The organism is Bradyrhizobium sp. USDA 3315 (assembly GCF_054056795.1).
This window is the reverse complement of record NZ_JBSRYP010000001.1, coordinates 7,084,054-7,108,504: the sequence shown is the minus strand read 5'-3', so window position 1 is coordinate 7,108,504 and position 24,451 is coordinate 7,084,054. Positions and strand designations below refer to the sequence as shown.

The 24,451-nt window shown below is 63.0% G+C and carries 27 protein-coding genes and 2 tRNA genes; 17 read left to right on the top strand and 12 right to left on the bottom strand.

Features of this window, described 5'->3' with window-relative positions:
* The first annotated feature begins 9 nt into the window (after window positions 1-9).
* Window positions 10-255, top strand: a complete 246-nt coding sequence (locus tag ACVIYL_RS33400; protein ID WP_225644401.1) for a hypothetical protein — start codon at window positions 10-12, stop codon at window positions 253-255.
* Window positions 256-321: 66 nt separating this feature from the next.
* Here ACVIYL_RS33400 and ACVIYL_RS33395 read toward each other — a convergent pair whose 3' ends face one another.
* From ACVIYL_RS33395 to ACVIYL_RS33380, 4 genes are all read right to left on the bottom strand, one after another.
* Window positions 322-1,407, bottom strand: coding sequence for a 3-deoxy-7-phosphoheptulonate synthase (locus tag ACVIYL_RS33395; protein WP_057018573.1), 1,086 nt, complete (start codon window positions 1,405-1,407; stop codon window positions 322-324).
* Between the two features lie 236 nt (window positions 1,408-1,643).
* Window positions 1,644-2,216 carry an HdeD family acid-resistance protein gene (locus tag ACVIYL_RS33390; protein WP_253608730.1) on the bottom strand — a complete coding sequence of 191 codons (573 nt, stop codon included), beginning with the start codon at window positions 2,214-2,216 and terminating at the stop codon, window positions 1,644-1,646.
* A gap of 88 nt (window positions 2,217-2,304) precedes the next feature.
* Entirely contained in the window at window positions 2,305-4,164 is a 1,860-nt protein-coding gene (locus tag ACVIYL_RS33385) for an acyltransferase family protein (protein WP_456780613.1), read from the bottom strand.
* 79 nt (window positions 4,165-4,243) lie between these two features.
* Window positions 4,244-5,281: a PrsW family glutamic-type intramembrane protease gene (locus ACVIYL_RS33380; RefSeq protein WP_028342108.1), complete on the bottom strand. Its 1,038-nt coding sequence runs from the start codon at window positions 5,279-5,281 to the stop codon at window positions 4,244-4,246.
* Between the two features lie 345 nt (window positions 5,282-5,626).
* Between ACVIYL_RS33380 and ACVIYL_RS33375 the strand changes: the two genes are divergently transcribed.
* Complete coding sequence (locus ACVIYL_RS33375) at window positions 5,627-6,532, top strand: sulfite exporter TauE/SafE family protein (RefSeq protein ID WP_092083434.1); 906 nt, start codon at window positions 5,627-5,629, stop codon at window positions 6,530-6,532.
* 7 nt (window positions 6,533-6,539) lie between these two features.
* On the opposite strand, the gene ACVIYL_RS33370 is transcribed toward ACVIYL_RS33375, so the two are convergent.
* Window positions 6,540-7,772: a Zn-dependent hydrolase gene (locus ACVIYL_RS33370; protein WP_253608727.1), complete on the bottom strand. Its 1,233-nt coding sequence runs from the start codon at window positions 7,770-7,772 to the stop codon at window positions 6,540-6,542.
* Window positions 7,773-7,938: 166 nt separating this feature from the next.
* Here ACVIYL_RS33370 and ACVIYL_RS33365 point away from each other — a divergent pair, with 166 nt between their 5' ends.
* The 5 genes from ACVIYL_RS33365 (at window position 7,939) to ACVIYL_RS33345 (ending at window position 9,551) form a co-directional block, all read left to right on the top strand.
* Window positions 7,939-8,283, top strand: a complete 345-nt coding sequence (locus ACVIYL_RS33365; protein WP_253608726.1) for a hypothetical protein — start codon at window positions 7,939-7,941, stop codon at window positions 8,281-8,283.
* An 84-nt stretch (window positions 8,284-8,367) separates the two neighbouring features.
* A complete protein-coding gene (locus ACVIYL_RS33360) occupies window positions 8,368-8,517 on the top strand; it encodes a hypothetical protein (protein WP_016844593.1) in 150 nt (49 codons plus the stop codon).
* Between the two features lie 154 nt (window positions 8,518-8,671).
* A tRNA-Glu gene (locus ACVIYL_RS33355) sits at window positions 8,672-8,746 on the top strand.
* Between the two features lie 168 nt (window positions 8,747-8,914).
* The gene (locus ACVIYL_RS33350) at window positions 8,915-9,172 is read left to right on the top strand and encodes a PilZ domain-containing protein (RefSeq protein ID WP_092083431.1); all 258 of its coding nucleotides are present in this window, start codon (window positions 8,915-8,917) and stop codon (window positions 9,170-9,172) included.
* A 130-nt stretch (window positions 9,173-9,302) separates the two neighbouring features.
* Complete coding sequence (locus tag ACVIYL_RS33345; protein ID WP_456780612.1) at window positions 9,303-9,551, top strand: hypothetical protein; 249 nt, start codon at window positions 9,303-9,305, stop codon at window positions 9,549-9,551.
* Between the two features lie 18 nt (window positions 9,552-9,569).
* Here ACVIYL_RS33345 and ACVIYL_RS33340 read toward each other — a convergent pair whose 3' ends face one another.
* The 5 genes from ACVIYL_RS33340 to ACVIYL_RS33320 all read right to left on the bottom strand — a co-directional run bounded on the left by ACVIYL_RS33340 (window position 9,570) and on the right by ACVIYL_RS33320 (window position 12,729).
* Window positions 9,570-10,211 carry a glutathione S-transferase family protein gene (locus ACVIYL_RS33340; RefSeq protein ID WP_253610018.1) on the bottom strand — a complete coding sequence of 214 codons (642 nt, stop codon included), beginning with the start codon at window positions 10,209-10,211 and terminating at the stop codon, window positions 9,570-9,572.
* Between the two features lie 346 nt (window positions 10,212-10,557).
* A complete protein-coding gene (locus ACVIYL_RS33335) occupies window positions 10,558-11,010 on the bottom strand; it encodes a VOC family protein (protein ID WP_016844600.1) in 453 nt (150 codons plus the stop codon).
* Window positions 11,011-11,841: 831 nt separating this feature from the next.
* Complete coding sequence (locus ACVIYL_RS33330) at window positions 11,842-12,048, bottom strand: hypothetical protein (protein ID WP_253608725.1); 207 nt, start codon at window positions 12,046-12,048, stop codon at window positions 11,842-11,844.
* A gap of 214 nt (window positions 12,049-12,262) precedes the next feature.
* Window positions 12,263-12,487, bottom strand: coding sequence for a hypothetical protein (locus tag ACVIYL_RS33325; protein ID WP_456780611.1), 225 nt, complete (start codon window positions 12,485-12,487; stop codon window positions 12,263-12,265).
* Window positions 12,488-12,555: 68 nt separating this feature from the next.
* A complete protein-coding gene (locus ACVIYL_RS33320) occupies window positions 12,556-12,729 on the bottom strand; it encodes a hypothetical protein (protein ID WP_018271496.1) in 174 nt (57 codons plus the stop codon).
* 75 nt (window positions 12,730-12,804) lie between these two features.
* Here ACVIYL_RS33320 and ACVIYL_RS33315 point away from each other — a divergent pair, with 75 nt between their 5' ends.
* Both ACVIYL_RS33315 and ACVIYL_RS33310 read left to right on the top strand, forming a co-directional pair.
* Complete coding sequence (locus tag ACVIYL_RS33315; protein WP_253608724.1) at window positions 12,805-13,248, top strand: GrlR family regulatory protein; 444 nt, start codon at window positions 12,805-12,807, stop codon at window positions 13,246-13,248.
* A 254-nt stretch (window positions 13,249-13,502) separates the two neighbouring features.
* Entirely contained in the window at window positions 13,503-13,688 is a 186-nt protein-coding gene (locus tag ACVIYL_RS33310; protein WP_057018561.1) for a hypothetical protein, read from the top strand.
* Window positions 13,689-14,122: 434 nt separating this feature from the next.
* Here ACVIYL_RS33310 and ACVIYL_RS33305 read toward each other — a convergent pair whose 3' ends face one another.
* A complete protein-coding gene (locus tag ACVIYL_RS33305; protein WP_229189477.1) occupies window positions 14,123-14,284 on the bottom strand; it encodes a hypothetical protein in 162 nt (53 codons plus the stop codon).
* Window positions 14,285-14,536: 252 nt separating this feature from the next.
* Between ACVIYL_RS33305 and ACVIYL_RS33300 the strand changes: the two genes are divergently transcribed.
* From ACVIYL_RS33300 to ACVIYL_RS33270, 7 genes are all read left to right on the top strand, one after another.
* On the top strand, window positions 14,537-15,298 hold the full coding sequence (locus ACVIYL_RS33300) for an SIR2 family NAD-dependent protein deacylase (protein ID WP_225160997.1): 762 nt from the start codon (window positions 14,537-14,539) through the stop codon (window positions 15,296-15,298).
* A gap of 209 nt (window positions 15,299-15,507) precedes the next feature.
* Window positions 15,508-16,170 carry a cold-shock protein gene (locus tag ACVIYL_RS33295; RefSeq protein ID WP_057018559.1) on the top strand — a complete coding sequence of 221 codons (663 nt, stop codon included), beginning with the start codon at window positions 15,508-15,510 and terminating at the stop codon, window positions 16,168-16,170.
* A 122-nt stretch (window positions 16,171-16,292) separates the two neighbouring features.
* The gene (locus ACVIYL_RS33290; protein WP_057018558.1) at window positions 16,293-16,772 is read left to right on the top strand and encodes a DUF192 domain-containing protein; all 480 of its coding nucleotides are present in this window, start codon (window positions 16,293-16,295) and stop codon (window positions 16,770-16,772) included.
* Between the two features lie 120 nt (window positions 16,773-16,892).
* Window positions 16,893-16,969 (top strand) — tRNA-Pro (locus ACVIYL_RS33285).
* An 800-nt stretch (window positions 16,970-17,769) separates the two neighbouring features.
* Window positions 17,770-18,546: a cyclase family protein gene (locus ACVIYL_RS33280; protein ID WP_253608721.1), complete on the top strand. Its 777-nt coding sequence runs from the start codon at window positions 17,770-17,772 to the stop codon at window positions 18,544-18,546.
* A 994-nt stretch (window positions 18,547-19,540) separates the two neighbouring features.
* Window positions 19,541-21,358 carry a carbamoyltransferase family protein gene (locus ACVIYL_RS33275; RefSeq protein WP_253608719.1) on the top strand — a complete coding sequence of 606 codons (1,818 nt, stop codon included), beginning with the start codon at window positions 19,541-19,543 and terminating at the stop codon, window positions 21,356-21,358.
* Window positions 21,359-21,538: 180 nt separating this feature from the next.
* Entirely contained in the window at window positions 21,539-22,621 is a 1,083-nt protein-coding gene (locus tag ACVIYL_RS33270) for an IS630 family transposase (RefSeq protein ID WP_253604297.1), read from the top strand.
* Between the two features lie 113 nt (window positions 22,622-22,734).
* Here the strand turns inward: ACVIYL_RS33270 and ACVIYL_RS33265 are convergent, their stop codons facing one another.
* Window positions 22,735-23,898 (bottom strand): OpgC domain-containing protein, encoded by a 1,164-nt coding sequence (locus ACVIYL_RS33265; RefSeq protein ID WP_050384313.1) that lies wholly within the window; start codon window positions 23,896-23,898, stop codon window positions 22,735-22,737.
* A gap of 243 nt (window positions 23,899-24,141) precedes the next feature.
* Here ACVIYL_RS33265 and ACVIYL_RS33260 point away from each other — a divergent pair, with 243 nt between their 5' ends.
* Window positions 24,142-24,447 carry an ETC complex I subunit gene (locus ACVIYL_RS33260; protein WP_016846428.1) on the top strand — a complete coding sequence of 102 codons (306 nt, stop codon included), beginning with the start codon at window positions 24,142-24,144 and terminating at the stop codon, window positions 24,445-24,447.
* Window positions 24,448-24,451: the final 4 nt, after the last annotated feature.

Genomic DNA, 24,451 nt, shown 5'->3' with positions numbered 1-24,451 from the left:
GTTTTGTTGATGGCTCTGATGATGGTTGCGGCCGGAGCGCCCCAGCTTGGCATCTCCCAAGCCTGGGCGCAGCAACAGGGCGGATCGTCCTCCATGCAGAAGGGCGGGACGGTCCCGGAGGCGCCGATCGGACATCGTCAGCCGCGCCGCGGCGACGTTGGCAGCGAGAAGAATATCAGCGATCCGAACAGTCAGGCCAACAAGGAAGACGCGGCGCTCGACAGGAAGATCAAGAGCATCTGCCGCGGTTGCTAACCCACGCAGCTGACCGGCGAGGCGCGATATTCGCCCCGCCGGCAACGCTCAATCCGTTCGGCCGCGTCAGGCCGAACGCTCCTGCAGGCCGTCACGCCGCACGCTGCGCCTTGCGTCGACGGCATCGGCCAGCTGCTTCAACACGTCAGCCGTCGTCCCGAGGTCGATGCAGCCATCCGTGATGCTCTGGCCGTAGGTCAGCGCCTTGCCTGGCACGACGTCCTGGCGTCCCGCGACAAGATTGCTCTCGATCATCACGCCGATGATGCGCTGTTCGCCGCCTGCGACCTGGCGCGCGATGTCGGAGGCAACCGCTGGCTGGTTCTCCGGCTTCTTGCTGCTGTTGGCGTGGCTGGTGTCGATCATCAGCCGCGCCGCGACACCGGCGCGGCCGAGCTCGGCGGCGGCAGCATCGACGCTCGCGGCATCATAGTTCGGCGCCCGGCCGCCACGCAGGATGACGTGGCAGTCTTCGTTGCCGCTGGTCGCGGCGATCGCTGAACGGCCGCCCTTGGTGACCGCCATGAAGTGATGCGGGTGCGAGGCCGACTTCACCGCGTCCGCCGCGATCCGCACGCCGCCGTCGGTGCTGTTCTTGAAGCCGACGGGGCAGGACAGGCCGGAAGCCAGCTCGCGATGGATCTGGCTCTCGGTGGTGCGCGCGCCGATCGCGGCCCAGGAAACCAGATCGGCGATGTATTGCGGCGTCGTCATGTCGAGGAATTCGGTGCCGGCCGGCAGGCCGAGATTGTTCACCGCCGACAGCACGTTGCGGGCGAGCCGCAGGCCCTTGTTGATGTCGAAGCTGCCGTCGAGATCGGGATCGTTGATCAGCCCCTTCCAGCCGACGGTGGTGCGCGGCTTCTCGAAATAGACCCGCATCACGATCTCGAGGCGGTCGGCGAGCTGTTCGCGCAGGCTGGCGAGGCGCTCGGCGTAATCGACGGCCGCCGCGGGATCGTGGATGGAGCAGGGGCCGACGACGACCAGCAGGCGGTCATCGGTGCCGTTCAGGATCGCGTGGACGGCGTTGCGGGCGCCCATCACCACCCGGGTCGCCGTCAGGGTGCGCGGGACCTCCCGCATCACCTCCTCGGGCGTACTGAGCTCTTTCAATTCCTTGATGCGAAGATCGTCTGTCGTACTCAACACGGCTGGCTCCTTTGGATTTCGGGACCTGCCGGCACACAAAAAAGCCGCCAGGTCTGGCGGCTTGTTTTGGACGTTTGCTGCAATTCTTCAGATTGAGCGCGATCCTCCTGCCGCCAGCGAGCTGTCGTAGCTAAAGTACCAAAAATAGCTGGTGGCGACGGTGATCATGGGGCGGCTCTATAGCGCAGGGATTTGGGGCTGTCACCCCCCAAATGCAAGCCCCCCGCGGTTCGGCGTCAGGTGTTGCGCGCCGCCAACGCCATGCCGATCAGGGTCGCCCCGCCAAACATCAGATTGAGGCCGACGAGGAGGCCGATCGCCCATCCCGCGGATTCCGGCAAGCCCGCGATGATGAAGAAGGCGATCACGATGTCCATCAGGCCGGCGATCAGCAGCCAGGACCAGCGTCCCGACAATTCGCGGCGGTGCTCCAGCGCGTACATGACGGTGGCGACGCCCTCGGCGACGAAATAGGCGCCGACCACGATGGTCAGCGTCAGCACACCCTGCATCGGACGGGCGAGCAGCACCATGCCGGCCAGCACGGCGAGCGCGGCCGAAATCAGCGACCACCAGAAGCCCGGCATGTTGCGCGCCCAGAACGTCACGATCAGCCCGCCGATCCCTGAGATCAGGAACATCCAGCCGAGGAAGATGGTGACGGCGAGGCTCGCGAAGGTCGGCACGATCATCGCGGCGATGCCGAGGATCACCAGCAGGATGCCTTCGAACAGGAACGCCTTCCAGTGCGCCTTCACCGCGGCCTGCATTTTCGATCGCAGCTTGTCGAGGTCGTTGGACAGGGGCATCGCGGCTCTCCGGATCTGCGCGTGTGCAGTCTATCCTAACCGGTTATAAATGGTCAGCCCGTCAGTTGCGGCGGCAATAGCTGTGCGCTCATCTTTCTGCATGGCGGTTTTCGACAGCCAGAATCCTTGGCACAAGCCTGGCCGCCAGATATCGCGAGGCGCGTGGCGACAGATGCAGGAAGTCGGCCGATACCAGGTCGTTTGCGCTGGTCCCGACCCTCGTCAGACATCCGTCCGCGTTGCAGAGCTCGTCATAGGGCGACAGATATTCGATCCCGAGATCGGCGGCGATCTGCCCAATCCCGTCGTCAGTCTGCTTGGTCGATCGCACATCGTGGCTGCGTTCCGGGATCAATGTATGATGGCGCAGGAAATATTGCACCGTCAGATGGGGCACAGTGTCGGTCCAGACCGGGACAGGGCCGACCAGGATGACACGGGCGGCGCCGGCCTGTCTGAGGGCGACAATCGTCGGGCGGAGATCGTCGGCGGTGGGTTCTTTGCTCCACGCCAGGTGCAGAAGCACGACATCGGGGTGCGAGCGGGCAACCGCAGCAACGATGTGGCGATTGGTTTGAACACAAAACGGAATGGTCTCGGCCTGCGCGGTGAAGAGTGGCGGGCAGGAATTGACGGTGAACTGGGCTAACCCGAATTGATCGCCCTGGACTTGCCGCAGCCCGGCGGCAAGCATGCCGGCGGTCGAATCGCCCCATACGAAAACAAGCGGGCGCTTGCTGGCGTCAACGCAGCTCGGATCAAATGCGGGATCGGCGGAAGCCGAGATATGACATTCGCCGTATCTCAGGAAGTCCCTGGATACGGTCATGGCGCCGGCTTCGCGAACGATCGCCGGAAGCCGAAAGGCAAAGCCGTCGACGATCGCCAATGCTCCCACCGATGCAACGGCCACCATCGATGCCGCAAGGACCGGCGCCACCCGCCACTGCCCGAACCTGATTGGGCGCTCGACGTAGCGATAGGTTGCCCAGGCCAGAATGAAGCTGGCCCCAACGGCCAGCCCGTTCTCGGCCAAAGTCAGGGGACGACCTTTGAAGCTCGCCGCAAAAACCAGGATCGGCCAATGCCAGAGGTAGAGCGGATAGCTGATCAGCCCGATCGCGACCGCGGTACGCGTCGAGAGAAATCGATTGCGACCTGACATGATGAGGGCGGCGGCAGCGGCGACCGGCGCCACCGCTGCGATCCCGGGGTAGGTCATGGAGGGCGAATAGAACGCGGTTACCGCCGCGATCACCGCGAGCGCGGACCATCCGAGAAGGTCGCGCGCCGCGGAGAATCCGCTGGGCAGGCAGACGGCCACCAATGCTCCGGCCGCGAGCTCCCACGCCCGCGTGAACGGCTGGTAGAATGCGGCTTCAGGGTTGGTTCGAACGACCAGGATATTTGCGACAAGCGATGCGATGAAGATCAGGGCAAGGGGAGCGGCGGCGGCGATCCGCCATCGCACCAGCGCCCACAGCAGCAAGGGCCAGACAAGGTAGAACTGTTCCTCGATGCCGAGCGACCAGAGATGGAGCAGCGGCTTCGTTTGCGCGGCCGCATCGAAATAGCCACCCTCCGAATAGAACAGCAGGTTTGCCGAGAAACCCGCGCCTGCCGCAATCTCCTTTCCAAGGGCCACCAACTCGCTCGGCATCAGAAGTTGCCATCCGGCAACGAAGGCGGCGATCAAGACGACGATCAGGGCAGGAAAAATCCTGCGAATGCGACGCGCATAGAACGTCGCAAGGCTGAAGCTCCCGTTCTGAATGTCGCCATAGATGATCCCGGTGATCAGGTAGCCGGAAATGACGAAGAAGATGTCGACCCCGACGAAACCCCCGGGAACATATTGCGGGAACGCGTGGCCGAGCACGACCAACGAGACGGCAACGGCCCGCAAGCCGTCGATATCCGGCCGATAATTCTTGTAGTTGTGCCCCATCGTCCTCTCGCGCCTGGTCTGTGTCTCTCCCTGAACCCGCCGAGGTTGTTTTGCAAGGGGAGCGGTGCCGGCCGGGGCGCTAGCTTTGACCGGGAGCGGACGGAAAGCCCTCCGAGGCGGTCCGCATCCGGTTGCGGCCGAGGAAGTAGACGGCGGTGGTCGCGATGAGCAGCGCCAGTCCGATCAGGATCGAGGTGAAGCCGATCGGGACCAGGATGAACGACGCATTGCGCTCGGGATTGACGTACCAATGATGCAGCGAGGTGAGCAGGAAGGAGACGCCGGCAAAGCCGGCGCCGCCGCCGATCAGCAGCAGCGCCCACATCCGCCGCAGCTGGCTGAGCCGCTCGCGCGCAACGTCGGTGCGCGGCGCATGATGCTTGCCGAGGCGTCGCACGAGGCGGATTGCAAAGCCGATCGAGGAGAAGCCGATCAGCACGCTGGCCGAGCCGAGCAGCAGCCGCGTGGTCGAGCCGAGATCGGGGATGCGCTGGAGCGCGAGCAGCGGAAAATCGAACGCCGCGTGCAGCGCGACCGGCGCGACCAGCACCAGCGCCCAATTCGTCATGCGCGCCCAGTCGCGGTGACCCCGGTAGGCGCCGAGCGCGCCGCCGGAGCGCGCGATCGCAAGATAGGCGCCGGCGATGATGCCGAGCGCGCCGTGGAACGGCACCGTGAGCACGCTGCGCAATGCCGCGAGCGCGCGCCACATGTCCTTGTGCTGGACCAGATAGGCGAGGTTCTCATAGGCGGCAAACCCAAGTCCGGCGGCCGCGCCATAGACCACCGTATCCATCGGATCGGCGAAGGCGCGGCGCCGCGTCGAGATGACGACGATGACGAGCACCTTGACGATCTCCTCCGGTGCCGCGACTCCGAAAGCTGCACGCACCGCCTGCGTCGCCCAGGGATTGTCGGGAATCGCAAGCAGCGCATTGAACGGAATTCGCGCCAGGCCGAGCAGGGAGATGCTGGCCGCGCCGAGCACGAAGGCGAGCCACACCTGAACCGGCGGTCCGGGCCGCTCGTCGGCGGCGATGACCAGCCACAACACCAGCAATGCGGGGGCAATGGCGGCGGCGCCGATGACGGTTGGAAGCGACTCAAGCAACAACATGAGCCGGACGGGCCCCTTTGATGGCACCAAAGCGATGCGTGCCGAAGAAATGGCAGCAAGTTCAGCGGATTGCAAATCGGTCTGATGCCGTTCTCGTGACCAATATGCCACGGTGCCTTACGAAAGCAGGCTGGAAAGGTGCCGTTGCGGGCCTTGATCAGCTAAGGGCCGAGCGCGGCTCCCGGACAGGTTCCTGACGGCGGCAGGTCCATGGCGTTCCAGGCGCTTTGGTAGCCCGACGATTCCGGGATCGCGACCTGTGGGTCCGATCAGCTTTCGGCACCGCGTCCCCGTCGTTGGGCTATAATGCCGTGGGCAAGGCGACTGATCCGGTAAAAGCCAGAGATGCTTTCGATTGATTCTGCTGTGATCGTTCTTGCCGTGATCGCGCTGTTTGCGGCGTTTGTAAATGGCGCGCTTGGTTACGGGTTTTCCTCGCTCACGGTGCCGGTCGCACTCGTCTTCTACACCAACCGCGTCCTCAATCCCGCGGTGGTCATCGTCGAAGTCTTCGTCAATCTGTATGTCCTGTGCATCAACCTGAGCGGCGTTCCGGCCGTGTGGCGGCGCGTGCTGCCTATTCTCATCGGCATGCTGCCCGGTATCGCGGTCGGAGCCTTTGCGCTGACGTCGCTTCAGCCCGGCTGGACCAAGTTCGCCACCTACTCGATTATTCTGCCGCTCATTCTGTTGCAGGCGGCCGGTTGGCGGAGGCCGATCCAGTCGAAATGGCTGGTCGGTTTGCCCTTCGGAACGATGCTCGGGATCTTGTACTCGGTCACGACCATTTCGGGCCCGCCGCTGGCGATCCTCTTCAACAATCAGGGCCTCGTCAAAGATGAGTTTAGGGCCGGTCTCGCGCTGGTTCGGGTGACGGAGTCCAGCCTGACTGCAATCGCATATTACAAGCTCGGTCTGTTCATCGACGAGAGCCGGAGCATCCTGCTCGTGCTGGTTCCCTGCGTTGTCGTCGGCATACCGCTCGGTGCCTGGCTGATCCGGCGGTTGGACGCCGAGACGTTTCGCCGGATCTGCATGAGCTTTGATGCGTGGGTCGTGGGATTCGGCCTGTCGCGCGTATTGATCGAAGTGAAGCTGATGGAAAGCCCGTGGGCCTACAGCGTCATGGCCGGCACGATCCTGATCGACATCTGCTTGCTGTACGTTTTCTTCACCGCGAGGAGAAGCACCGTGCAGAACTCGCACGCGTTGGCTTCGCTGAAGTCGGGCAACCGGGGCGGTCCGACCTGAAGGTGCTCTAACCTGCGAGCAGGCGCCGGCAGGTTTCGACAAATACCTCGGCACCCGTGACGATATCGGCATCGTCGGTGTTCTCGCTCCAGTGATGGCTGATGCCGCCGATCGACGGAACGAACAGCATCGCCGCCGGCATGATGGTGGCGAGGACCTGGGCGTCATGGCCGGCGCCGCTCGGCATGCGGATCGATCTGCCGCCGGCGCAGGCTGCGCTCGCGGCTTCGATCGCATCCTGGAATGCGCGCGTCATCATCGCGGGCACTCCGGTGCGGATGCGCTCAACCTTCACGCCGCAACGGCCCTGAGCGGTGGCCTCGGCCGCCAGGCGATGCAGCTGCTCCTCGAGACGTGCGATCACCTCGGGATTGTCGTCGCGAATCTGGAATAGCATCTCGGCGCCGCCTGCAATGATGCTCGGTGCGCCTGGGTCCAGCGTGATGCGGCCGGTGGTCCACACCGTGCGCGGTCCCGACAGGGCAGGGAAGCTGTCGTCGATCGCGACGCAGAACCGCGCCAGCGCGAGGCCGGCGTCCTTGCGCACCGCCATCCGCGTGGTGCCGGCGTGGTTCTGCTCGCCGGTGAACGTGATGCGATACTGCCAGATGCCGACGATCGAGGTGACGACGCCGATCCTGAGCCCGCTGCTTTCCAGCGTGTCGCCTTGCTCGATATGCGCTTCGAGATAGCCGATATGACGGCCGGCCTCGGCATTGAGGCGCGGGCGGCCGGCGAAGCCTGCGTCGCGCAATGCATCGCGCATGGTGCGATCGCTGGAGCGGTCGCGGGCTGCATCGATGTCGGCTTCGGTCACCGCACCGACAAACGACCGGCTGCCGAGGAAACTGCCGAAATGTCCTTCCTCGTCGCACCACGCGGCGACCTCGACCGCGCCGTTCGCGTCCGGGTCGGTGTTGATGACGCGCGCCGCCTCGAGCGCGTAGATCACGCCGAGCGGCCCATCGAGCCAGCCCGCGTGGTTCTGGCTCTCCAGATGCGAGCCGGCGAGCAGCTTTGGTCCCGCCTTCGCGCTGGAGCCGAGCACATTGCCGATGCCGTCGATTGTTGCGGTGAGATTGGCGTCGGGCAAACGCGTCGCGAGCCAGTCGAGCGAGCGCAGATGCGGTTCCGAGAATGTCGGCTTGTGCACGCCGGTCTTGTAGGCGCCGATCGCGCGCAGCGCGTTGAGATCGGCGAGCACGCGCTTGCCGTCGAAGCGACCGTTGATGCCTGGCATGATTGGACTCCGGATTGCCGTCTTGATTTTACGTCTTGATGTGCGCCTTGGCGCCTCAATCCCGTCTTGATGCCGACGCGGTTGGATGCGACGGAACAATCAGGGCAAACGATTTCTTAGCGGTTCTGCTCTTAGGTCGCAGTACGAATAGCGTGAGAGTGTGATCATGTCTGCATTCCGGAACTGGGCTCGCAAGGCCGCTGTGCTGTTTCTTCCGATCGCTGTCGGCGCCTGCGCGCAGGTCTCGCAGCAATACAGCATGACCACGCCGCCGCCGGGGACAGGTCCGCTGGCCTGGGACGGTGCCGGACAGGACCCCAATCTCCCGCAGCCGCGGCGCCATGCGCGGAATGCGTCGCCCGCGGTGGCGGAGGCGTCGCCTGAGCAACTGTCGGAAGCGGATGCCGACGACCGGCTGGCGCGCAAGCTCGTGATCTGCAGCACCTGCATCAAGCGGACGCCCGTGGCGGCGCAGCCGAATAATCGTCAGAACGTCGCCAGCAATCACTAGCGGCTGGCGCTGAGCGCTGTTGCCGGACATCGAGCCGGCCCGCAGGCCTTAGTTAGGCCACGATGTCGGTCGATGCGCAGGCCCATGTCGATCCGAAGATTCATTGTTCCCGTCGTCGTCGTCGCCCTTGCCGCCGCAATCCTGATTCACGTCGGCGGTTCGCGGGCGCATGCGCATGTGCCGACGCATTGCGGCTTCTGGACCTCGATCGAGGCCGGATTGTCCTGCAGGTGATGTCCTTCCGGTGATCCCAGCGGCAACCCGGGAAAAGCGTTCTGAACGCTTGCCCGCCCGGCCAATCGCCACTATACGTTCGCCGGTCGCGGCTTGAGGGCTGTGGCCGGTCCGGCGCATCTCACGTCTAACGTATTGATTTGCCGGGAGTTTTGCTCCCTTCGTCTATCGGTTAGGACGCCACCCTTTCACGGTGGAGAGAGCGGTTCGATTCCGCTAGGGAGCGCCATCACGGCCAGACTGGAAATCCAGCCAACTCAACGCATTGTGCTCGGACGGACGCTCTCGCCGCGCCGTCTCGGCCGTTGTGCACGGGTCGGCGGATCGCTGCAATCCGCAGCTGTTTCGCAACCCTTTGGTAAGTTAGCGGCGATACGGCTGGGCTCGGGATGATGTGATGGCTCCAGGGACCAAGAAGCGCGAAACGCGCAAATCGCTGCGGCAATCCGGCTGGATCACGCTCGACGGCGGATTCGCCGCGCGGCCCTGCGTGGTCGAGGACATGTCCTCGTCGGGCGCCAAGATCACGGTCCAGGACAACAACACACTGCCGGCCAAGCTGCGGCTGGCGTTCTCGCGCGACGCCCGCACCGGGCGCGCCTGCGAAGTGGTGTGGCGCGAGGGCAGGACGTTCGGCGTCAAGTTCGTGCGATAGAGCATGATCCGGAAAAGTGGATCCGGTTTTCCGAACAGATCATGCTCAAGAAAAGAGCTAGCTCATGCTGCGACCCTTCCCGATCGCATCATGAGCTAGCCTCATCCGGTGGCGTGGGATAAAAGGCCGGATGCGCAAGACCTGCATTGCCATCATGGCCGTCCTGCTTCCAGCCGCCGCGTTCGCCCAGCAGGGCGACCGCCGCAATTTCCAGACGCCCACTGATGCCGGCAAAACCTTGCCGTCGAAATCCGCGACGCGGAGCAATCCATGCGCGTCGTACGGACCCGGCTTCGTCAAGGTGGAGGGCTCCGACACCTGCGTGAAACTCGGTGGCGCCGTCAGCGTCGGTGGCGGGATGTCCAGCGGCGGGCGTTGAGCGGCTTGCCGCCCGCGCTCACGACATCGGCGGCGCGATGAACCGCACGAAGGCCGGCCGCCCCGCGATCTCACCGAACCAGCGTTCGAGATGGGGCAGCTTCGGCTTGGTGACGCCCTGGACGCCGAGCCAGCGCCGCGCAAAGGCGCCGAGCGCGATGTCGGCGATCGTGAACTGATCGCCCTCGATGAAGCGGCGCCTTGCAAGCTGCGCCTCGACGACGCGCCACACCACGCCCTCGGCATCGGCGTCCTTCTGGATCTGGACCATATCGCGCTTCTCCGGCGGCGTGCGCACCAGCCCCCAGAACACCGGCCGGTCGACCGGCTGCAGCGTCGACAGCGTCCAGTCGAGCCAGCGGTCGACGGCGGAGCGCGCCTTGGGCGCTTGCGGATAGAGCGGCGCGCCATGACCATAGGCCATGCAGAGATAGCGCATCACCGAATTGGATTCCCACAGCACATAGTCGCCGTCGACCAGCGTCGGGACACGGCCATTCGGATTCATCGCGAGATAGTCGGGCTGATCGTTCTTGCCGAACTGCATGCCGGCATCGATGCGCTGATAGGGGAGGTCGAGCTCGGCGAGACACCAGAGCACCTTCTGCACGTTGACCGAGTTCGCCCGACCCCAGATCGTCACTTGCGGCTTACTGTCCATCACGCGTTTCTTCCCGCTGTTGTGCTTTGCGCGCGTTCATAGCTGAAGCGTCGGGGAAAAGCGCGGGGTGAATTGTACCGAGAGCAAAAAAAGGCTCCGCCGCATAGCGGCAGAGCCTCGCTGATCGCTATGCATCAAGACGCCGTCAGTGACCGAACAACAACCACAACACGATGATCACCGGGATCGGCACACCCAACAGCCAAAGCAAAATTCCTCTTCCCATCGTTGCCTCCTCGCATGCTTGTGAGGGAGCAACGTCAACGATCGTGTCGCGTTCCTCGCGATCGCTCGGCGCTTCAGCAAGGGCGAAACGCCGACAGGAACGTAGGAGCGGGCGCGGTGTTTACCAATGGCCGGTGTTCGGCATCGATGCCCACGGCTCGGCCGGGGCTTTCGGCTCGCCCTTTTGCAGGATCTCGATCGAGTGCAGGTCGGGCGAACGCACGAACGCCATGTTGCCGTCGCGCGGCGGACGATTGATGGTGACGCCCATCTTCATCAGCTTCTCGCAGGTCGCGTAGATGTCGTCGACCTCGTAGGCGAGATGGCCGAAATGGCGGTCCTCGCCGTATTTCTCCTCATCCCAATTGTAGGTCAGCTCGACCAGCGGCGCGCCGCGGGTCTGCGGCAGGGACTTGAGCAGATGGAGGTCTTCCTCCGCGCAGAGAAACACCAGCGTGAAGCGGCCCTTCTCATTGTCGATGCGGCGCACTTCCTTCAGCCCCAGCGCGTCCTGATAGAATTTCATCGCGACATCAAGATTGCGGACGCGCAGCATGGTGTGCAGATAGCGCATTTTTTTATCCTCCTGCAGATTCAGAGATTTTGTTTGGGCTCGGGCGAGACGGGGCAAGGAATAGCAGCAAAACGCGACGCGGGGCAGGGGTTAGCGCGAGTTTTGCCGATCGCATTTCGCCTTCGCATGCTCACGCCTTCGCGAGCGTTGGCTCCGGTTGCGCCGCGCGATCACGCGGCCGGATATGGACGGGACGTGCCGCGACACGCTTGCGCAGCAGCGGATGCAAGAAAGCCCCGCCCAGCGAAATTTCTGGGACGGGGCTTGTGGTCGAGCCTTGGAGGCGCGGCCTCTATCGCACCGATTGCCGATCACGGCCAATCAAGGACGCGCGAGGTTGGACGGCCTCTAAAGCGCAAAACCCCGCGAGTGGGCTCGCGAGGTCTATGCCGACCGGCCTTGGGGAGATCGTGCCGGCAACCGGGCAGACAATGTCGCTGCGCGCGGAAGGTTCCTGGGTCCGGAAAATAGAAAGCCCCGCAGGCTGGATGCGGGGCTTTCCCAGCTGACGGACTGGGGATCTCTCAGGGCGTGAGCCGTCAACTGTTGGAGACCAAACTTAAGGTTGAATTTGTAAAATGCAACAGCGCCGCGTAGACGGAGTATGTTCGTCCCACAGCGCTGCGCCGGATGCTGGGCCCTGAAATCCCCCAGCGCCCTTTATGTCTTCGCGCCGCGCGAAAGGTTCAAAAGAAAGACCCCGCGAGGGGGGGGGGCGCGGGGTCTTCCAAAGCCGACAGGGCGGTGAGCTGTCGGCACCACGCGTGATGTGCCGTTGCGCTGTTCAACGCGGTTCCGGCCGGCTGGGGTCCGCCGGCTGGCCGATCGGCGTCAGGAACGTCCGGCTTTCCAATCGGGCTGCGCCTCGTATTCATCGACCCGCTCGACGCGATAGCCGGCGGGCAGGATCTGGCCACCGAGTTCGTCTGCGACCGGAACATCCTCGACAAGACCGTCGATCAGCGCCGTCTCCCAAACTTCCTTCTCCGTCGCGAACGATCTTCCGAGCTGAGTCTTGCCGCGGAACAGGGCGTACATGGGCGCCTCCACAAAACAAAAACCCCGCCAGTTACCGAAGTAAGCTGACGGGGCTTGTTGAGCTGATATTTCCGGTGGATTTCTCCCTCGTTGTACCGCTCGCCAAACTAACGGCGGAACGAGAGACTCGTTCCTTCCTTTTTTTGATGGTCGCGTCTTTTTTTTAAGGTCGTTTTTTAAGGTCGCAGCTTCCCGGACGTTCCGTCGTGGGAACCTACTTTTTTGCGTCGTCCCTTTTTGCCGCGCCCTTTGCCGTGTTCATCTCGGATTTGTTGGCCCGCTTCACATCCATCCCCGTGGTGTCCATCGCGCCGCTCTGAGTGGCTCCGTTGGTGTTTTCAGGCCGTTCCATGCCGCTCTGCGGCGCTGGACCAATATCCTGGGCAAAGGCCGCGCCGCATATCAGGGTGAAGACGGTGACCGCGATCAGCTTGCACATGGGTGCCTCCTGGCGTCACCAGGATGACCCGTGCGCAGTCGAGAGGTTCCTGTCGGCTACTGCTGCTCTCACACCTTGATGTCGAGGATGGTCTCGACCGCTTCACGGTCGGCCTGGTTCTTCGCGGCGAAGACATCCAGCACATCCTCATTGATGATGCGCGGCTGCTCCTTCGCCGTCTGGTCGACGACGAGCTGCACTCTGGCTTGCGTCACTTCGACAGGTACGGGGTATACGAGCATGGCTCTCTCCCTCCGGAGGATCGAACCTTGTCAGTGCTTTCTTAACGATTTGTAAGCGCCCGGGGAGCTGCCTTTTTGCGCCGATTCGGAGGGCCGGGCGGTATCGGCCTGCTCGCACGCCGGCCGGATTGGAGCCATACTGCGGGCCGCCAGGACCGGGCGGCGCGATCGATGAAGAACGGGCTCTATTCGATCCACATCCACATGACCGACGGCGTGAGGGGCCGCGACAGCGGCATCCTGATCCTGCGCGACGGTCTCTTGATCGGCGGCGGGCCATATTTCTGGTCAATCGGGGCCTATACGGCCGGCGAGGGCACCTGGAAGGGACATCTCAGCACCAACCAGCATTCGCCCTTCGCGGACCCGTTCACCCGTCCGCTGTTCGCCGGACAGGAAGTGACGAGCGGGTTCTCCGGCACATTCAGCGGCGACGAGGCTGAGGTGTTCGGAACCGTGCTGGTTGGAACCCGCAGCCTGGGTTTCCGGGCCACCCTGAAATGGCTCGCCCATGCCTGAATGCGCGCACGCGGCGCGAGGCTGTGGACAAGCGCGCAGCAAGATGCGTATTTCGTTGGATAATTGGACCCGCTGGCGTTGTGGATTTGCTGCGGACAAGCAGGGGATATCGCTGTGAATCCCGCTGCGGCCGCCGATCGGGAGATCCGGACGAGGCGTTACCCGGCCACCGCTAACCCTACCTGGTTAGGTTAAGAGCAGCATCGTGTTGTCTCCACCTGCGATTGCGATTGGGATGGCTGCGGGTGACAGCCATGATGCCATCGTTCCACAGTGCTGATCGACCGACCCACCGGCGCGTGATGGTGGTGGGACTGCTGTTCTGCTCGGCTTTTGTCGTGATCAGCTTCTGGCTGCGGCCGCAGCCGGAGAGCGGCAAAGTGCTAGTGAAGTCGGACCGGCTGGTCCGGACCGCGGGAGAGGCCCGGAAGGCAAACTGAAGACGGCAAGCCGGGGGAGCGGCAAGCCGAGACGCGCCGCCGGCGCTCAGTCGGGCAGCTTCCCATTCGGATGCTTGTGATACATCGCGATGCCGATGAAGCCGGCAAAGCCCATCACGTTAAGCAGCAGTTCCATCCATGCCGGCATTGATGCCAACCTCGTTCACCGCCAAGCTAATCTCTGAGGTTGTATTTTTGTTCCAGCGCTAACCGATGGTAGCTTTGCGCTATCGCATGGCTGGCGCGTTTTCGAGCGATCCGATCGGAACGGAAAACGCTCGAGGGAACCGGAACTGCGTTTGCGGCAACCATCGCACGGCGGCACCGGCAATAGACATAAGCCCGGAGCAAACCGCCCGGGGCTTTCTCACTTGCGCCTCATGGCGCCCGGACCATGAACGCGGTCGCCTGGCAGGGCATCAAGCGGTCTTGCGTTAAGCGGTCTTGCGTTGAAATCCACTCCAGGCATTGCCGAGCGTGTTGTCGTAATATTCCTGGCGATCGCGCTCGAACTTCTGCTGCGTCGCCCTGAAGCTGGCAATGCGTGCGACGATCTCCTCGCGCTCGCGCGCGACGCGGTCTTCCTGATCGGTCATGCCCATCCTCCTGGCCGTGGTCCTGTCCCGGGCGCATTGGCGTCGGCGAATTGGGCGTCAATGCGGAGCAGCCGGTGCAGGAATGTGATGATGCTGAGGCGCTGGAAGAGCGACCAAGCGGAGGCGCCGACGCAGCTGATCGCAAGCCGATCGATCAAGACACGCCGCTCGCAGCCGATCGCTCGCGCAACGGTTGAGCTCGCAATCGGTCTGGCCGTGCTATAGTCGCTGCGGCCAACCGGATTGTTTTCAGTGATCGCAAAAGACTTGCGCAGCGGCGTCGAGCAGCTCGGCAACATGATTGCGGAGGCGTCGTCCATCGTGCCCTTCACCGGGGCGGGCATCTCCACCGAGTGCGGCATTCCCGATTTCCGCTCGCCCGGCGGGCTGTGGACCCGCAACCGACCGATTCCGTTCGACGAGTTCGTCGCCAGCCAGGACGCGCGCGACGAGTCCTGGCGGCGCCGCTTTGCGATGGAACAGACGTTTGCGGCGGCCAAACCCGGTCGCGGGCATCGCGCGCTTGCGTCGCTTTACCGGGCCGGCAAGGTTCCCGGCATCATCACGCAAAACATCGACAACCTGCATCAGGCGTCGGGCTTCAAGGCCGACGACGTGATCGAGCTGCACGGCAACACGACCTATGGCCGCTGCATCGGCTGCGGCAAGGACTACGAGCTGTCGTGGGTGAAGCAGCAGTTCGACAAGGCGGGCAGCGCGCCCGATTGCGCGGACTGCGGCGATCCGGTGAAGACCGCGACGATCTCGTTCGGGCAATCGATGCCTGAGGATGCGATGCGCCGCGCGGCGGAACTCTCCAGGCACTGCGACCTGTTTCTGGCAATCGGCTCATCGCTTGTGGTGTGGCCCGCCGCAGGCTTTCCGATGATGGCGAAGGAGAGCGGCGCGCGGCTCGTGATCATCAACAACGAGCCGACCGATCAGGACGACATCGCCGATCTGGTGATCCGCCACGACATCGGCGACACGCTTGGTCCTTTCGTAGGCAATTGATGCCTGATTGATTCGCGGCTGTGCAAGTCTGTTCATAGTTCCCGCAAGAATCGTTTTTTAGCTATGCCCCGCAAGCGGGAGTGTTATCTTTTAGTTGAGAGATTCGCGCCGCGTCCAAATCAGTCCGAGTGAGTTGGTCATGGAGAGCAGCGTGTACAGGGTGCGCCGCAACGACGGCGATCTGCATTTGATGTGTGGGGTCCGGGGTCATGGGGTCGGACGGATTTGAGTCCAAGAAGCTCGGCGGACCGCCGATGGGCGGAGTTGGGCAAAGCAGGATTGGTCAAGGCGAGTATGGAAGCGCGCCACGCGATCCGGCGATGGATGCTTTCTCAGGCCTCGGCGACGCAGCGGCCAACCTCGTCGAAGTTTCCGGCGTCATCAAATGGTTCGACGCCTCGAAGGGATACGGCTTCATCGTCCCCGACAATGGCTGGCCCGACATCCTGCTGCACGTGACCGTGCTGCGGCGCGACGGTTATCAGACCGCCTATGAAGGCGCGCGGCTGGTCGTCGAATGCGTGCAGCGCGCGAAGGGCTACCAGGCTTTCCGCATCGTCTCGATGGACGAATCGACGGCAATCCATCCGGCGCAGATGCTGCCGCCACGCACCCATGTCACGGTGACCGCGACCAGCGGGCTCGAGCGCGCGCAGGTCAAGTGGTTCAACCGGCTGCGCGGCTTCGGCTTCGTGACCTGCGGCGAGGGCACGCCCGACATCTTCGTGCATATGGAGACGCTGCGCCGCTTCGGCATGACCGAACTGCGCCCCGGCCAGTACGTGCTGGTGCGGTTCGGGCCCGGCTCCAAGGGCATGATGGCCGCCGAGATCCACCCGGAGACCGGTCCGTCGGCGCTGTCGTCGCACTGATCCAGGTCTGATCCTCCCTGACGGAAACGTGAGCCGCCGGCGAGCCGTCTCGGCTCTGGCATTTGCCGCAATCGTCGGGTTAGGGTCCGCCGGAAAATCTTCCCCGGTGTGAGTATTTGTCGATGAATTTCGTTCGCATTGTTGGACGCCATCGTTCGTGGCTGATGGCCTGCCTCGTGATCATGTTCGGTGCGCTGCTGGCTCCGGCCGCGCAGGCCGCCAGCGTCCAGCCGCTCGAGATCGTCACCAAATCGGGCGTGCACGTCTTCTCGGTCGAAATGGCAACAACAGAGCAGGAGAAGGAGACCGGCCTGATGTACCGGAAGGAGCTCGCGGACGGCAAAGGCATGCTGTTCGACTTCTCGCCGGAGCAGGAAGTGTCGATGTGGATGAAGAACACCTACATCTCGCTCGACATGATCTTCATCCGCGCCGACGGGCGCATCCTGCGGATCGCGGAAAACACCGAGCCGCTCTCGACCCGGATCATTCCGTCGCGCGGGCTCGCCAAGGGCGTGCTCGAGGTGATTGCCGGGACCGCGCAGAAATACGGCATCCAGCCCGGCGACCGGGTTGCCCATCCGCTGTTCGGCGGCCGTTAGCAGCCAGTTTCGACGCGATTTCCGGGCGGAAACCGATGCCGGATTCGCCGCACGAAGCCCCGCACCGGTGCCTTGCTGGCGCTGGCTGAAGCGTGTATCCACGGGGCTTCTCGGAAATGTCGGGGTATAGCGCAGCCTGGTAGCGCGGCAGTTTTGGGTACTGCAGGTCGTTGGTTCGAATCCAGCTGCCCCGACCATCCAAATCAAAGACTTAACAGAGACGCTCCGTTGGTAGACGCGATGTTTATGATTGGCGCATGCTCGGCATTCGCGCCTGACCTGGTCCACAAATCGCGGTCAGTTGGCACCCTGAAATAGCAAGCGCGGGACCGAAGCCCCCCGCGCTCCACTGCTCGCAACTTCAGCCGCCCGGGCGCTGACCAGATCAACGAGCCGGCGGGTTGTAGCGATCGAGGATCACGGTTCTTGAGCCACCCTCCGGCGGTCGCGAGATGGGGTCGTCGAATCTGTGATAGCGGTCGAACTGCTGCTGCTCATCGCGCAGATGTGGCGCTTCGGCGGACGAGTAGGCTCTATTTGCACCGTTCCAGTGATCAAATCCCGACACGACGCAACCCCGTCTTGGTTCAGATGCAGGTTGGTTAGCATCGTTGCGGGGGTATCTCTGTATCGGCGTGGCAACACCACCAGCAATCCGCGCGAAATGAGCACACGTATTGTTTCTGTGGCTCTCTGTGCGTGAACAGCGTTCCGGTACGGGTAACCAAGCTTCGGCCGAGATTGTCTCGCCTGAGGCAACAACGCCGCCTGGACGGAATATGCTCGTCCAGACGGCGCCGTCGAAATACTGGGCCCTGAAATCCCCAGTGCCAATGGGTCGTGCCGGCGGGGGATAGGTTCAACGTTGCGCCGCCTTGCCGCAGTCCAAGCCACGACATCGTGAGCTGCGCGATCTCGAGCGGATGTGGCTTGCCGATAACGCGCGCGCGCTGGCAGGGTAGTTCGGCCCGACAAGACCAATCCGCGAGAAAGCACCATGGCGCGCAGACTGATCGATATCTCCGTTCCTCTGCAGAACGACGTTCCGGCCGATCCGCCCGGCAACCATCCGACCATCCAGTATATCGATCACCAGCAGGGGCTGCCGCGCATGCTGCAGTTCTTCGATGGACTGAAGGCGGAGGACCTGCCCGACGGACAGGGCTGGGCCGTCGAACAGGTCTCGCTCTCCACCCACAACGGCACGCATCTCGATGCGCCCTGGCATTTCCATCCGACCATGAACCGCGGCGAGCGATCCTGGACCATCGACGAGGTGCCGCTGGAATGGTGCTTCCAGCCGGGCGTGAAGCTCGACTTCCGCCATCTGCCTGACGGTTATGTCGCGACCGCCAACGATGTCGAAGCCGAGCTGAAGCGCATCGGCCACACGCTGTCGCCGCTCGAGATCGTCGTCGTCAACACCAGCGCGGGCGCGAAATATGGCCAGCCCGACTACGTCAATTCGGGCTGCGGCATGGGCTACGAGGCGACGATGTATCTGCTCGAGCGCGGCGTGCGGCTGACCGGCATCGACGGCTGGAGCTGGGACGCGCCGTTCGTCTTCACCGCGAAGAGATACGCTGAGACCAGGGACGCCAGCCTGATCTGGGAAGGCCACAAGGCCGGGCGGCACATCGGTTACTGCCACATCGAGAAGCTGCACAATCTCGAGCTCTTGCCGTCGACCGGGTTCATGGTGTCGTGCTTCCCGGTGAAGATCGAGCGCGCGTCGGCGGGCTGGACGAGGGCGGTCGCCATCCTCGACGGCTAGGCGCGCCGGGGTTCTGATCGGCCAGCTTCGGGAACCGGTGGACAGGCTGTGCATTACGGCGGGTTGTTGCGGCACCGCTACAGCTTGAGGCAGCCGAATCTGCTTTCATGCACGCAGTAGATGCATTGGGTGATCGGGCCGCCGGCTCGTCCTCGCGTCCCGATTTCGGAAGCGTTCTCTCCCGTGACTAGAGCCCCGGCGTCTCCGGGGCTCTTTCTTGCGTGCCGCAGCTGAGCCAAGCCCGGCAGGTGAACCAACCCCCAAAAAGCAAATCAGGTGCGTCGGGACCGACGCACCTGATTTCATGTCTTTAATATCGCTTGTGTCGACCGGGCGGTTGTTACCACCGGCAAACGCGAACACCACGCGGGGTCCACCAACAACGGGGACCGGCGTAACCGCCGTAGTAGCCATAGCCACGGCCATATCCATATCCGCGGCCATAGCCCCACCCGCGACCGCGACCCCAGCCGCCACCGCGATAGCCCCAGCCACCGCCGCGTCCGCGCCAGGCTTGCGCAGGCGCTGTGGTGACGCCGACCAGGATGGCAGAGGTGCTTGCGACATAGACGAACAACAAAGCGACTGCTGCTAGGCAACGAGTCAGGATATTGTAGCGTTTAGTCATTCTGAAGATCTCCAGTCCACTTCCAAACATCTGAACTGATGCTGGCTGTCTCGCTTAGACGCGCGACACCGGCATTCGGTTCGTGCATGCTAAGACAATATTTTCACTAAGGTTCTTGCGAGCTTTAACGACTCTATTGAGACCAACAGGTAAGGTCAAGTTACAGTCCCGCCTGCAAAGGATACTGTCGTTGCTGCGCTCATCTTGTCGTTCATCCGCCGTTCATTCTGTTCATCTTGCGTTGCGCCGATTTGATTTGTGCATCGCAGAAGCAGAGATTTGAGAACCTCGGAAAATGCCGGCGAGAACTTGAAGTCGACACGATCCTGTTCTCTCAGCGTTGCTGTATCCTTCCAAAGAGTGCCCATGCCGAAACAACACACTTACGTCCTTGGTCTCAACGTCTACGACCATGACGTCAGCGCCTGCCTGCTGCGTGACGGCGCGATCGCCTACGCGATCTCCAAGGAGCGCATCACCCGCGAGAAGCACGCCTCCGGCTTCTACAAGGAAGTCGTCGACTACTGCCTGTCGGCCGAGGGCATCACCCTCGACGACGTCGATCTCGTGGTGCGCAACAGCTACATCCTGCCGGTGCCCGAGATGGAGGAGCGGATGCTCCACCAGGATATGCCGGGCTTCCTGCCGATCGCCGAACGCAACGAGGCAATCAAGCACCCGCTGTTTCGTTCCAAATCCGACAAGGTGGTGTCGATCTCGCACCACCTCGCGCATGCCTACAGCGCGTTCGCGGTGTCCCCATTCAAGGACGGCGTCGTGATGATCGTCGACGGCGTCGGCAATTATCGGGCCGACGCGATGGAGTCCTGCTCCGAAGATGAGGCGTCGCCGCTGGCCCGCGAGTCCGAGAGCTACTACAGGTTCGACGACACCAGGCTCGAATGCCTGAAGAAGGTCTTCATGGAGCCGGCACGGGGGCTGTTGTCGGACGAGTTCTACAACATGCCGGGACTGGGGGCGCTGTACAGCCGGGTCTCGACCTATGTGTTCGGCGACTGGAACAAGTGCGGCGAGTTGATGGGGCTGGCGCCCTATGGCCGCCATGAGCAGGTCGGCCATCTGCTCGAGATGAAGGACGGCAAGCTGCACGTGCCGTTCTGGGGCGCCGAGAACCAGCAGCCCTTCGTGCTCGACAGCGGCAGCTGGGACAAAAGCCCGACGATGCGGCACTGGGAGGACATCGCCTGGCGGGTGCAGGACGACACCGAGAACGTGCTGCTGGCGCGGGCGCGCTGGCTGCGCGAGACCACGGGTGCGAAAAATCTCTGCATCGCCGGCGGCGTCGCGCTGAACTGCGTGGCCAACGGCCGCATCGCGCGCGAGTCGGGTTTCGAAAACATCTGGATCCAGCCCGCCGCCGGCGACGACGGGATCGCCATCGGTTGCGCCTATTACGGCTGGCTCGAGGTGCTCAAGCAGCGCCGCTCGTTCGTGATGGACCACGCCTATGTCGGGCGGCGCTACAGCGAGGCCGAGGTGGCCGCCGCGCTGCAAAGCTTCCTGGTGCGCATCCAGATCGACGCGAAGCGCAGCGACAATATCTGCCGCGACACCGCAAAGCTGCTCGCCGACCAGCGCGTGATCGGCTGGTTTCAGGACCGTTCCGAGTTCGGTCCGCGCGCGCTCGGCAACCGCAGCCTGATCGCCGATCCGCGCAAGGCCGAGATGAAGGACATCCTCAACAGCCGGGTCAAGCACCGCCAGGCATTCCGGCCGTTCGCGCCGATCGTGCTGGCCGAGCGCATGAAGGAGATCTTCGAAGGCGAGGAGGACTCGCCCTACATGCTGATCGCAAAGCCGGTGCGGCCGGAATGGCGCGACAAGATCCCGGCGATCGTGCATGTCGACGGTTCGGCGCGGGTGCAGAGCGTGCGGGAAGAGACCAACCCGATGCTCTATCGCCTGCTGAAGGAGTTCGAGGCGCTGACCGGCGTGCCGGTCCTGATCAACACCTCGTTCAACGTCAAGGGCGAGCCGATCATCGAGACGCCGCAGGACGCGGTGAGCTGCTTCCTCACCACCGGGATCGACAACCTCGTGATGCATGACACGCTGGTGTCGAAGACCGCCATGCACAAGGTGGTCACGCCTGTGATGACGACGTTCGGCGACGTCGCCACCATCGTCTCCTCGACGACGCAGGACACCAGTCGCGGCGGCTAGAGCGTTTTCGAGCGAAGTGGGCACCGGTTCGCGTGAAGAAAACGCGTCAAAACAAGAATCTAGAGCTTCGGTTCTGATTCAATCAGAACCGAAAATGCTCTAGTGTCCTGAATCAAAAGTTCGGCGGACTCCAAATCGACTCGATGATAGCGGACTCTCCTGATTTGGGGAGGATTGGCGATGGGTCGGCGCTTTGCTCCGCTGGAGCTTGATGAGGTGGAACGTGCTGAGTTGACATCGTTGGCGTCGCGTCGAAGCACTGCTCAGGCGTTGGCGCTGCGGGCTCGGATCGTCCTGGCCTGTGCTGAGGGCGAGCAGAGCAAGGTCGTGGCGGCCCGTTTGGCTGTCGATCCCGACACGGTCGGCAAATGGCGGCGGCGGTTCTCCGAGCATCGGCTTGAAGGTCTTTGGGACGAGCCGCGATCGGGGACGCCACGCACGATTGAGGATGCCCGGATCGAGGCGGTGATCGTTCGCACCCTTGAGACCCAGCCTCCCGGGGCCACCCACTGGAGTTCGCGCAGCATGGCGCGGGCCAGCGGGCTGTCAGTCTCAACAGTACAGCGTATATGGCGCGCTTTCGGCTTGCAGCCGCATCGGTTGGAGACCTTCAAGCTCTCAACCGACCCCGACTTTGTCGCCAAGGTTCGCGACATCGTCGGCCTTTACGTAGCTCCGCCCGAGCGCGCCATCGTACTGTGTGTCGATGAGAAGTCGCAAATCCAGGCGCTGGATCGCAGCCAGCCCATGCTGCCCATGCGACCAGGCCAGCCGGCGCGCCGTAGTCACGACTACAAACGCCATGGCGTCACCTCGCTGTTTGCCGCCCTCGACGTCGCAACCGGCCGGGTCATTGGCAAATGCTATGGACGCCATCGTGCCAAAGAGTTCCGCAAGTTTCTCGATGAGATCGAAGCTGCGGTTCCAGACGATCTGGACGTCCACCTCGTCATGGACAATTACGCAACCCACAAGACGCCGTTGATCCGCAACTGGCTGGCAAAGAGGCCGCGCTGGCACGTCCACCTGACGCCAACCAGTTCATCCTGGCTCAATCAGGTCGAACGCTTCTTTGCACTCATCACCGAGCGTAAGATTAGGCGCGGCATCTATCGCAGTGTGGCGGCGCTACGGGCCGAGATTGCCTCCTTCATCGACCATCACAACGCTGACCCAATGCCGTTCCGATGGACCAAATCAGCTGACGACATTCTCGGCTCAATCGAACGCTTCTGCGCTTACAATCTGCCCGCCAAGGCATAAAATGCCATGAACTTTTGGTTCAGGACACTAGAGCATGGCCCGGAAAAGTGCGAAGCGGTTTTCCCCGCGACAAACGCGAAGCGTTTGCGCGGCCTTGCTCAAAAATAAGGGACTTACGCCGCCTTCGCCGGCGCCGTGGGTTTTGCCGCCGGCGGCTTGACCGGCTTGTCCTGCCGCTTCGACCACGAGATGTAATAGGCCACGATCGTCATGATCGCGATGCCGGAGATGCTGACGAAGATCTGCGCGAACAGCGAGCCCGAGCTCATCGAGAGCTCGAAATGTCCGACAAAGGACAGGAACACGCCGACGCAGAACACCGCCAGCGACTGCTGGCCGCAGACGATCAGGGGATCGAACACCTTCCACTCCAGCGCCGCCCAGTCCTTCGGGATGAAGCGGATCACCAGCACCGTGATCACCACGAAGTGCAGGAAGCGATACGGCGCGAGGTTGGTCTTGTCGTTCGGGTTGAAGGCCGAATAGAGCCAGTCCGGGAACATGGCGCCGAAGTCCGGGAAGCGGCCGGCCATCGTCATGATCAGCGCGAAGATCATATAGGCGATGCAAAACCACAGCGTGTAGCGCGAGTTGATGATGCGCATGTTGTTGCGGGCGCCGCCCATCGCGCACCACGAGCCGAACACGAACAGCACCTGCCAGGCGAACGGATTGAAATACCAGCTGCCGGCCGGGTAGGCCGGCAGGTTCCAGCCCTGGTGGCGCGACACCAGCCACAGCACGAGCGAGGCCGCCATGGTCCAGTTCGGCCGCCGCAGCATGAACCACAGCACCGGGGGGAACAGGCCCATCAGCACGATATAGAGCGGCAGCACGTCGAGATTGACCGGCTTGAATTTCAGGAACAGGCCCTGGCGCAGCGTCTCGGTGGCGTTGTCGACGAGGCCGGCGACGTTGAACTCGTTGATGATCTCGGAATCGCCGAAGCGCAGCGCCAGATAGCTGATCGAGGCGATGTAGATCACGAACAGGATGATATGGGCGACATAGAGCTGCCAGACCCGCTTGGTCAGCCGGGTGGCGCCGACGATGAAGCCGCGTTCCAGCATCATGCGGGCATAGACGAAGGAGGCGGTGTAGCCGGAGATGAAGACGAACAGGTCCGCGGCGTCGCTGAAGCCGTAATTCCGCGTCGTGATCCAGTTCACGACGTTGTCGGGGATGTGATCGAGATAGATCGCCCAGTTGGCGACCCCGCGGAACAGGTCGAGCCGGAGGTCGCGTCCTTTTTCGGGCAGGGTAGCGTGGATTTCCATGGCGCGCCGTTTCCTCGAGGTGATGCTTGTCGAGAAGATCGCGCCGCGGGCCCGGGGGACTGCTAAGGGAAGCCTCCCGAGGCCAGATTGTCACAGCGCGGTAGAATGACTATACCGGTCCGGCGAAGGCTGCCTCCGAGATCGAGGAATCACCGATCAGATCGTTGATAGGTGTCTCTATACTATCCCGGTGGTTTCCTTCAAATCGCTTCCATGTCGCACATCCCACGGGGCCGACCATCCATGACCGCACGCATTTTTAAGCCCGCCAAAAACGCGATGCAATCGGGACGTGCCAAGACCAAAGAGTGGCAACTGGACTACGAGCCGGAGCAGCCGCGCTCCGTGGAGCCCTTGATGGGCTGGACCTCGTCCACCGACATGAAGCAGCAGCTGACGCTGCAGTTCGAGACCAAGGAAGAGGCGGTCGCCTATTGCGAGCGCAAGGGCATCGCCTACCAGGTGATCGAGCCGAAGGATTCGGCGCACCGCCAGATCGCCTATGCCGACAATTTCGCGTTCCGCCGTTGGGAGCCTTGGACCCACTAAGGTT